A 1,467-nucleotide genomic window follows, 5' to 3' on the forward strand; every position below is an offset into this window, starting at 1 on the left:
GCTCCACCCCCTCACCGTGACCCGGTGGCTCCACCCCCTCACCGTGACCCGGTGAACCCCCGTCCGCCCCCGGAAGGCTCCACGCGACCGGGCACCGATCCACCCAGGCGTCCGCCTCCGGCCCGTACGCGCAGTGCGGTCGCCGGGGTGCGTCGTCCCGAACCCCCGTCAGGGCAGCCCCGGCTCGAACTCGGCACCGAAACACCACGCGCCACGGACCCCGCCGGGACCGTGCGCCGCGGACGGCTCCACCCCGGCCCGCCGGTCCGGCCGGGGACGGCCGTTGTCCGGTACCCGCCCGGCCACCGAGTCCGGCCGACTGCCTTTCATCCAGTGAGGAACCATGAGCATGCGCGCCCGCACCACCGTAGCTGCGGCCCTTTCGACGGTCCTGTCCCTCTCCCTCGCCGCGTGCGGGGGAGACTCGGGCAGCGGCAGCGACGGAAAGGCCGCGTCCGTGGGCATCGCCATGCCCACCAAAACGTCCCAGCGGTGGCTCAACGACGGCCAGAACATGGTCGACGAGCTCAAGGGGTTCGGTTACACGACCACCCTCAAGTACGCCGACAACGACCCGAAGAACCAGGTCGCCCAGGTGGAAGCCATGATCGACAGTGGTGTCGACGCCCTGGTGATCGCCTCGGTCAACGGCAAGGCGTTCAACGACGTCCTGGAGAAGGCGAAGTCGGCCGACATACCGGTGATCTCCTACGACCGGCTGATCCTCGGCTCCCCGAACGTCGCCTACTACGCGAGCTTCGACAACGTGAAGGTCGGCACCCTGCAGGCCGACTTCATCACGGAGGGCCTCGGGCTCGTCAACGGCAGCGGCAAGGGCCCGTTCACCGTCGAGCTCTTCGCGGGGGCCCCCGACGACAACAACACGCGCTACTTCTACGAGGCCTCCATGGAGGTCCTGGAGCCGTACATCCAGAGCGGCGACCTGATCGTCAGATCCGGCGAGACCGAGATGAACGAGGTCACCACCCCGCGCTGGGACGGCCCCACGGCCGAGAAGCGCATGAACAAGCTCCTCGACTCCGAGTACGCCGACCAGGACATCGACGCGGTCCTGTCCCCGTACGACGGCATGTCGATCGGCATCATCAAGGCGCTGAAGGAGCACGGCTACGGCACCGCGGCCAAGCCGCTGCCCATCGTCACGGGACAGGACGCCGAGGTCCCCTCGGTCAAGTCGATCATGGCCGACGAGCAGGCGCAGACCGTCTACAAGGACACCCGCGAACTGGCTCTGGTCACCGCGTACATGGTCAACTCCGTGGTGCACGACAAGAAGCCGGCGCTGAACGACCTCCAGACGTACGACAACGGCAAGAAGGTCGTCCCCGCCTACCTCCTGGAGCCCGTGAGCGTCGACAAGTCCAACTACAAGCAGGTGCTCGTCGATTCGGGCTACATCAAGAAGAGTGACCTGAAGTAGGGCGTGCGAGGGGGGCGGGACGGGGA

General features: G+C 67.7%; 1 protein-coding gene. It reads left to right on the plus strand.

The features are described 5' to 3' along the window. Positions 1-343: 343 nt before the first annotated feature. Positions 344-1,441, plus strand: coding sequence for a multiple monosaccharide ABC transporter substrate-binding protein (gene chvE / locus FGF04_RS39180; protein ID WP_149516158.1), 1,098 nt, complete (start codon positions 344-346; stop codon positions 1,439-1,441). Positions 1,442-1,467: the final 26 nt, after the last annotated feature.

Source organism: Streptomyces apricus, assembly GCF_008369065.1.
GTDB classification, from domain to species: domain Bacteria; phylum Actinomycetota; class Actinomycetes; order Streptomycetales; family Streptomycetaceae; genus Streptomyces; species Streptomyces apricus.